The sequence below is a fragment of the Alienimonas sp. DA493 genome (assembly GCF_043951915.1).
Classification (GTDB): domain Bacteria; phylum Planctomycetota; class Planctomycetia; order Planctomycetales; family Planctomycetaceae; genus Alienimonas.
In genome coordinates this window covers 40,749-48,193 of the sequence record NZ_JBINJD010000020.1, presented here as the reverse complement: position 1 = coordinate 48,193, position 7,445 = coordinate 40,749, and the positions used below count along the sequence as shown (strand labels likewise).

General features: G+C 71.9%; 7 protein-coding genes and 1 tRNA gene. 3 read left to right on the top strand and 5 right to left on the bottom strand.

The window, feature by feature from the left end:
• The 3 genes from ACG2DA_RS05205 to ACG2DA_RS05195 form a co-directional block, all read left to right on the top strand.
• Positions 1-690, top strand: a 690-nt coding sequence (locus ACG2DA_RS05205) for a hypothetical protein (RefSeq protein WP_395254414.1), incomplete at its 5' end; no start/stop codon positions are given.
• A gap of 27 nt (positions 691-717) precedes the next feature.
• A complete protein-coding gene (locus tag ACG2DA_RS05200; RefSeq protein ID WP_395254413.1) occupies positions 718-2,145 on the top strand; it encodes an L-serine ammonia-lyase in 1,428 nt (475 codons plus the stop codon).
• Between the two features lie 142 nt (positions 2,146-2,287).
• A complete protein-coding gene (locus ACG2DA_RS05195; RefSeq protein WP_395254412.1) occupies positions 2,288-2,848 on the top strand; it encodes a helix-turn-helix domain-containing protein in 561 nt (186 codons plus the stop codon).
• A 5-nt stretch (positions 2,849-2,853) separates the two neighbouring features.
• Here ACG2DA_RS05195 and ACG2DA_RS05190 read toward each other — a convergent pair.
• The 5 genes from ACG2DA_RS05190 to ACG2DA_RS05170 all read right to left on the bottom strand — a co-directional run bounded on the left by ACG2DA_RS05190 (position 2,854) and on the right by ACG2DA_RS05170 (position 7,427).
• Positions 2,854-2,927 (bottom strand) — tRNA-Arg (locus ACG2DA_RS05190).
• Between the two features lie 54 nt (positions 2,928-2,981).
• Positions 2,982-3,410, bottom strand: a complete 429-nt coding sequence (locus ACG2DA_RS05185; protein ID WP_395254411.1) for a secondary thiamine-phosphate synthase enzyme YjbQ — start codon at positions 3,408-3,410, stop codon at positions 2,982-2,984.
• 34 nt (positions 3,411-3,444) lie between these two features.
• Entirely contained in the window at positions 3,445-4,674 is a 1,230-nt protein-coding gene (locus ACG2DA_RS05180; protein ID WP_395254410.1) for a PEP-CTERM sorting domain-containing protein, read from the bottom strand.
• Between the two features lie 115 nt (positions 4,675-4,789).
• A complete protein-coding gene (gene aroC, locus ACG2DA_RS05175; RefSeq protein ID WP_395254409.1) occupies positions 4,790-5,914 on the bottom strand; it encodes a chorismate synthase in 1,125 nt (374 codons plus the stop codon).
• Positions 5,915-5,924: 10 nt separating this feature from the next.
• Complete coding sequence (locus ACG2DA_RS05170; protein WP_395254408.1) at positions 5,925-7,427, bottom strand: hypothetical protein; 1,503 nt, start codon at positions 7,425-7,427, stop codon at positions 5,925-5,927.
• Positions 7,428-7,445: the final 18 nt, after the last annotated feature.

Here is a 7,445-nt window from a genome sequence, read left to right as displayed (position 1 = left end):
GCGGCCGCGGGCTCGAACGACCTTCGCAACGACGCCGGGTTCGGCGGCACGGGCGTGCCTGTGGACGCCTCGGCCCTCAAGACCCGGACGTTCAAGATCGGCTACGCCGTCGACGCCGTCGGCAGTAGCGGGGTGGGGGCGGTGGACGTCTTCATCACCCCGGACGGCGGCCGACACTGGTACAGCTACGGGCAGGACGCCGACCGCGTGAGCCCGGCGGAGATCTCCGTGCCGGGCGACGGCGACTACGGCTTCTGCGTGCGGGTCCGCAGCGGCGCCGGTCTGGCGCCCGCCCCGCCGCGCAACGGCGAGGCGCCGGACGTTCGGGTGACGGTGGACGGCACTCCGCCGACGGTCGACATCCTTTCCGCCGGGCAGGGCCGCGGGGCCGAGGCGAACACGCTGGCGCTGGAATGGCGGGCCGCCGACAACCGCCCCGGCCCGGTGCCGGTGCGGGTGGAGACCGCCGACTCCGCCAACGGTCCCTGGGAGGTGATCCACGACTGGGGCCCGGACGCCGGTTCGGCCGTCGTGCCGCTGCGGTCCGGCCGCGGCTCCCGCGACCGCCGGGTCTTCGTGCGGGTCAGCGCCCGGGACAAAGCGGGCAACGTGGGCTCCGCCGTCACCCCGCACGGCGTCGCCGTCGACCTCACCCGCCCCTCCGCGCGCGTGTTAGGCGTGGTGCGGTAGGGGCTCCGGTCGGGCTAGAATGAAACCATGTCCGCCCCACCGGCCGCCGCGACCGCCTTCGTGAGCGTCTTCGACCTGTTCAAGGTCGGCGTCGGACCCAGCAGCTCCCACGCCGTCGGTCCGATGCGGGCCGGCGGCCGGTTCCTCGCCTCCCTGGACCGGCACGGCCTGAGGGCGGCGGTGCGGGGAATCACGGTCGACCTCTACGGCTCCCTCGCCCTGACCGGCCTCGGCCACGGCACCCCCCAGGCCGTGCTGGCCGGGTTGGAGGGGGACGACCCGGAGACCGTCGACTGCGACCGCCTGGCCCGGTTGCTGGCGATCGTGGAGGAGGCCGGCGAGCTCCGACTCCCGGGCGGCCCGCCGATCCGGTTCGATCTGAACGCCGACCTGCGGTGGCATCGCCGGGAGACGCTGCCGGCCCACCCCAACGGGCTCCGCATCGCCGCGACCGGGGCGGACGGCGCCGAACTGCTGAGCCGGGAGTATTACTCGGTCGGCGGCGGCTTCGTGGTCACGGCCGGGGAGGCGGAGGGCGGCGCCGAGCCGGCCTCGACCGCCGCCGACGTGCCGCACCCCTTCGACTCCGCCGCGGAACTGCTGGCGCTCTGCGAAGCCTCCGGCCGGGCGATCTCCGATGTGGTGCGGGCGAACGAGGAGGCCGTCCGCAGCCCCGCGGAGGTGGACGCGGGGCTCGACAAACTCTGGGCGGCGATGGACGCCTGCGTCGCCGAGGGTCTGCGGACGCCCGGCGTGCTGCCCGGCAAGTTGCAGGTGCCCCGCCGGGCCGCGGCGCTGTTCGAGAAGCTGAACGCCGCGTCGGCCCCGGGCCCGCCGGATCCGTTGGCGGCGCTGGACTGGCTGAACCTCTGGGCGCTGGCGGTCAACGAGCAGAACGCCGCCGGCCGCCGCGTCGTCACCGCCCCCACCAACGGGGCCGCGGGAATCGTGCCGGCGGTCATCTGCTACTACCGTCGCTACTCCCCGTCCGCCCGGCAGTCGGCGGAGGAGCGAACCGCCGGGACCCGCCGGTTCCTGCTGACCGCGGCGGCGATCGGCAGTCTGTACAAGAAGCACGCCTCCATCAGCGGGGCGGAGGTGGGCTGTCAGGGGGAGGTCGGCGTGGCCTGCAGCATGGCCGCCGGCGCCTTGGCGGAGGCCCTCGGCGGGACGCCGCGGCAGGTCGAACAGGCGGCGGAGATCGGGATGGAGCACAACCTCGGCCTGACCTGCGACCCCGTCGGCGGTCTGGTGCAGGTTCCCTGCATCGAGCGGAACGCGATGGGAGCGGTGAAGGCCGTCAACGCCGCCCGGCTGGCCCTGTGCGGCGACGGCACCCACCGCGTCAGCCTGGATCGGGTGATCCGCGTGATGCGACGCACCGGGGCGGACATGAGCAGCAAGTACAAGGAGACCAGCCGGGGCGGCCTCGCCGTGAACGTCACGGAGTGCTGACCCGGCGACCCGGGCGCCGCGGGCGTCACCGCGCCCGGCTTCGGAGCGAGTTTGCGGCGTCGGAGTCGGCGGCGCCATACTGAGCAGTCGGCCCCGATGCGTTCCGTCGAGCGGGGCTCCGCCCTGTTCGGACCGCCCGCCTGTGAACCTCGTCGAACTGGCACAGCGCATCCGCAGTCGCCGGCTGAAGCGCCGGCTCACGCTCGAAGAGGTCGCGTCCCGCACCGGTCAGACGCGCAGCTGGCTCTCCAAGGTGGAGAACTTCCGCATCACCCCCTCCCTGCCGGCCCTGGCGGAGATCGCCGCGGCGCTGGACGTGTCCCTCTCGGAGCTCTTCGAGGGGCTGGAGGAGAAGCCCCCGCTGGTCGTGGTGCGGCGGGACGAACGCAAGCTCATGGAACGCGACCAGTCGGAGGGGAACGACTCCTTCTACGAGTCGCTGGCCCACAAGCGGACGGTCCGCACGATGGACCCGTTCCTCGTCACGCTCCCGCCCGGCGCCGCCCAGGAGGAGGCGCTGCCGCACCCCGGCGAGGAGTTTCTGTTCGTGCAGACCGGCGCGGTCCGCTTCGAATACGACGGCGAGACCTACCACCTGGACGCCGGCGACAGTCTCTACTTCGACGCGGACCACCCCCACCGCATCGACAACCCGACCGAGGAGGAGGCCGTGGTGCTTTGCGTGTTCAACACGAAGACGTGACCGATTACCCCCGGTGCGATTCGAACGCACGACCTTCGGATTAGGAATCCGATGCTCTATCCTGCTGAGCTACGGGGGCGGAAGCCGTTTGGAGAGCGGGCTGCCACGATGGTAGCGGGCCCGCGCGGGCCGGTCACTCGCCGCGGCGTTCGCCCTGGAGGGTGAGCACCAGCGTGCGGCTGGAGGCCCGGTCGCGGTGTTCGCAAAGGTAGACGCCCTGCCACGTGCCCAGGTTCGGCCGGCCGTCGGCGATCGGAATCGTCACCGAGGCCCCCATCATCGACGCTTTCACGTGGGCCGGCATGTCGTCCGGGCCCTCGACGGTGTGTTCGTAGGGCAGGTCCTCCGGCACCGCGTGGTTCATGGCGGTCTCGAAGTCCGTCCGCACGTCCGGGTCGGCGTTCTCGTTGAGCGTCAGCGAGGCTGAGGTGTGCTTGATGAAGACGTGCAGCAGCCCGACCCGCAGGTCGCCGATCTCCGGGACCGCGTCCAGCACGCGGCGGGTGACGAGGTGAAAGCCCCGCGGGTAAGCCGGCAGGGAGAGGGTCGTCTGGCTCCACATGGCGGGGGCGAGCGGTGCGGGGGCGGCGGGCGGGTCAGGCGGCCAGCCTACGCCCTCGCCGCCGGACCGCCACGCCGCCGACCAGCGCCAGCCCGGTCAGCAGCCAGGCACCCGGCTCCGGCACGGCGGCGGGGCCGGCGGCGTCGGCGGCGAACCCGAGCAGCAGTTCGTAGTCGCCCACGTCCCCGCCGGAGCCCTCCACCCGAGCGTAGTAGCGGCCGGGGCCCTCGATGCGGAGGCCGTACAGCCGGGAGTCGGTCGAGCCGTACTCCGAGGCGCCGCCGAACGTGTCGCCGAGAAACGTCGTGTCGTCGACGGAGCCGAGCACGGTTCCGCTCGCGTCCAGCACGGTGAGCACCGTGTCCACCGCGTCGTTCAGCCCGGCGGCGATCGTTGCGACAGTCAGTTCGCCGGGCGAGAGCAGGTCGAAAGCGAACAGGTCCGTCTCCATCGCGGCGCCGAGCGTGCCGATCACATTTGCTGCGTCGAAGCCGGAAATCGCCTGGGCGACCAACGTCACCTCCCTGGCCAGACCGCTCGCGTCGGTCGATAGCAGGTCCTCGAACAGGCTCGGCGTCGGACCGGTCGCGGTGAGGCCCTCGGCGAATTCCAGTTTGAGTTGGGAGAAGCGGGAGAGGGTGCGGTCGACCTCCCGCTGGGCTTCGCTCAGGCCGGCGGCGCCGGTCGCCATCAGCCGGCCGTTCTGTCCGCCGGCGGAGTCGACGGGACCGTCGAGGCCGGTGTAAGTGAAGCCCGGGTTGCCATAGGCGTCCTCGTGAGTCAGGCCGAGGTTGTGGCCCAGTTCGTGGGCCGCGGTGCCGGCGAGGGCGGCGGACAGCTCCGCGATCTGCTGCGAGCGGGGCTCGAAATGTTCGATGAAGCCGCCGAAGTTCGCCGTGTAGACCTCCGCGAGGTCGCCGGCGGATCGGTTGCGGTAGTCCAGCCGCTCCGCCTCGCCGTACGTCGTGCCGCTGCCGGTGAAGGGTCCGCCGAGCCAGATGCGCTCCGTGGCGCCGGCGGCGTCCGTCTGAAACGTGACGTCGAAACCGGCGTAGGCCCGGCGGAGCCCGTCCAGCACGTTCGTCTCGATCTGGACCCGCTCCGCGGCGGTGAACTCGGCGACCCCCGCGGCGTCCGTCGCCTGCCGCAGACGGATGGAAAAGTCGCTGTAGTCGACGTGGGCCACCAGACCCGCCTCGGCCGCGGGGCACGCGCCCCACATGATCCACCCGGCGATCAGCAGGACGGAGCGGCGACTCGACATGACCGCGTGCCTCGGCGGGATGGACGGCGGATGCTCCGGCATCCCGTCTCACCTCCGCAAGCGACCGCGGCGGCGAACCCGACGAACCCGCACAACCGCCCGCGACGGGGGCCGTTTATGACGGCGACGCCCCGCACTGACCGCGCCAGCGGAGGTAGTGGTCGGCGAGGGTCAGGGCGACCATCGCCTCCGCCATGGGGATGAATCGCGGCAGCAGGCAGGGGTCGTGGCGGCCCTTGGTGACGATCGTCGCCGCCTCGCCGGAGCGATTCACGGTGGCCTGTTCCCGGGGCAGCGAGCTGGTCGGTTTGACCGCGCACCGCAGCACGATCGGTTGCCCGCTGGTGATCCCGCCAAGCATCCCGCCGTGCCGGTTGCTGGCGGCGCCGATCTTCGGCGGCCCGTCCGGGTGGGGCTGGAACAGGTCGTTGTGCTCGCTGCCCCGCATGCGGGCGGCACCGAAACCGCTGCCGTACTCCACCCCGGTTACGGCGGGGAGGCTGAACAGGGCCTTGGCGAGGTCCGCCTTGATCTTGTCGAACACCGGTTCGCCCAGCCCGGCGGGGACGTTCGTCGCCACGACCTCGGCGGTCCCGCCGACGCTGTCGCGGTCCTTCCGCATCGCGTCGATCAGCTCCACCATCGCCGCGGCCGCCTCGGGGTCGGGGCAGCGGACGACGTTCGGCTCCCCGTCCGGCAGGGTCTCGACCTGCTCCAACGTGACCGCCGCGGGGTCGGGGACGTCCGCAGTGATCTCGCCGACGCTTTTTACGTAGGCGACGACCCGGGCGTCGAAGGCCTCGGCGAGGATCTTCTTCGCCACCACCCCGGCGGCGACGCGGACGTTCGTCTCCCGAGCGCTGCTGCGGCCCCCGCCGCGGTAGTCGCGGCCGCCGTATTTCGCGTCGAAGGAGTGATCCGCGTGGCCGGGGCGGTAGAGGTCTTTGATCTCCGAATAATCCCGGCTCCGCTGGTCGGCGTTGCGGATCAGGATCGCCAGGCTGGTGCCGGTCGTCTTGCCTTCGAAGACGCCCGAAAGGATCTCCGGTTCGTCCGGCTCCTTCCGCTGCGTGACGATCTTGGACTGTCCCGGCCGGCGGCGGGCGAGGTCTTCGGCGAAGTCCTCCACGGTCAGCGGGATGCCGGGGGGGACGCCGTCGAGGATGCAGACGTTCCCCGGCCCGTGGCTCTCGCCGGCGGTGGTCAGACGGAGGGCGTGGCCGAAGGTGTTGCCGGGCATGTCGCGGAGTCTAACCGCCCACCGCCGCCCCGTCCCCGGCGGCGCCGCCCCCGCCCAGCAACAGGTCCCGCAATTGCCCCGCGGCCCCGTCCGTCCAGCCCCGCAGCGGTTCGACGGATTCCCGTTCAAGGCACTCCGCCCACACGGCCGCCGCGTCCGGGTCGGCGACGAGTTTGAAGAACGTTTCGATCTCCTCCCGCGTCCGCACCGGCACGCTGCCGAGCAGTTTTTGCTGGAAGGTTTCGTCGACGAGGGCCGACCGGGCGAACATCTCGCGGCCGTGGGGCAGGGTTTCGAGATGCTGGAAGCGAAACAGAACCTCCGCAGGGCCGCTCCCGTCCGTTCCGCCGTCGGACAGCGGGAGGCCATTCGTTTCCAGCAGCACGCCGGGCATCGTGTGGCGGAGGGCGAAGTCGTTATTGGAAGCAATCACGGCCCAGAGCGAGATCGCCGCGGCGGCCTCGAGCGCCGCGAACCGGTCGTCCTTCGCCTTCGTCGACCCGTACAGTGCGACAGCGGCTGCTGTTTCGATCGCGGTCCGTTCGGCGTCGCTGAGGCCTCCGGGCGCGTCCGCAAGACTGTCGACGTTCGATGGAACAAGCAGACGACGGATGCGTTCCGCCGTCTCGGCGTCCACGGGCTCGCCGTCGGCACCGAAGGCGCGGGCGCGAATGAACTCCTCGAGGATTGGGCCAATCCGCTCCTCGATCTCATCCTTCGTCGGAACCGAGCTGTCCTCGTTCGACAGGTCCAAGCCGTGCTGCCGGAGGAGGTCCAGCCAACGCCGTGCCTCGGCGTCCGACAGATCGGACTGCCCACCGGACTGTCCCCACGACCCGATCAGCGAGAGCCAGCGCAGGAGGAGTTTCTCCGTAAGCGCGTCGCCGTCCGTGCGCAGCCACTGGATCAGCGGTTCGATATTCGTGCCCTCGGGGAGGCCCTCGGCCAGCACGGCTGCCCGGTAATCGATCCACTCCGCGAGGAGCGCCGCCCGGGCGGACTGAAGGGCGGCCGTCGCGCTGGCGAGGTCGCCGCTCGGCAGAACCGTCTCCCGCCAGCGGTACTCTCGGACGAGGCCGTGATCGGTCACCGTCGGCGTCCGCACCAGCCGGGTCGGACCGGCGGCGCCGTCTTTGAGGTGGTCCGGGATCGCGGCGGGGGAGGGGAAATCGCCCCAGGCGATCCAGGCGTCGCCGTCCCGGTCGGTCGGCACGGTTGCGAGGGGCATGTTCCAGTTCTCCGCGGGGGCGGCGCGGACCGGACGCACGCCGTCCCATTCGGCGGCCGTCCCGGCGAGGTCCTCCTGCTGAACGGTGCGGGAGACGCTGCCGTCAACACGCAGTTCCGTCTCGGCCCGCGTCGGCGGGGGCGGGCCGAAGTTCAAGCCGTCGAGAATCCCCTCGAGGGCCGCCGCCACGATCATCCCGCCGGCGACGAAGGCGCCGAGCGTCAGCAGCGCCCCGATCCCGAGCATCCCCGCCAGCACGATCAGGGCGAAATCACGGCGACGCACGGCGAACTCCGGTGAGGG

What these genes read in the sequence shown, in the direction of transcription:
- ACG2DA_RS05200 (WP_395254413.1), top strand. Translation starts at nt 718, where the DNA reads ATGTCCGCCCCACCGGCCGCCGCGACCGCCTTCGTGAGCGTCTTCGAC.
- ACG2DA_RS05185 (WP_395254411.1), bottom strand. Translation starts at nt 3,410, where the DNA reads ATGTGGAGCCAGACGACCCTCTCCCTGCCGGCTTACCCGCGGGGCTTT.
- ACG2DA_RS05180 (WP_395254410.1), bottom strand. Translation starts at nt 4,674, where the DNA reads ATGTCGAGTCGCCGCTCCGTCCTGCTGATCGCCGGGTGGATCATGTGG.
- aroC (WP_395254409.1), bottom strand. Translation starts at nt 5,914, where the DNA reads ATGCCCGGCAACACCTTCGGCCACGCCCTCCGTCTGACCACCGCCGGC.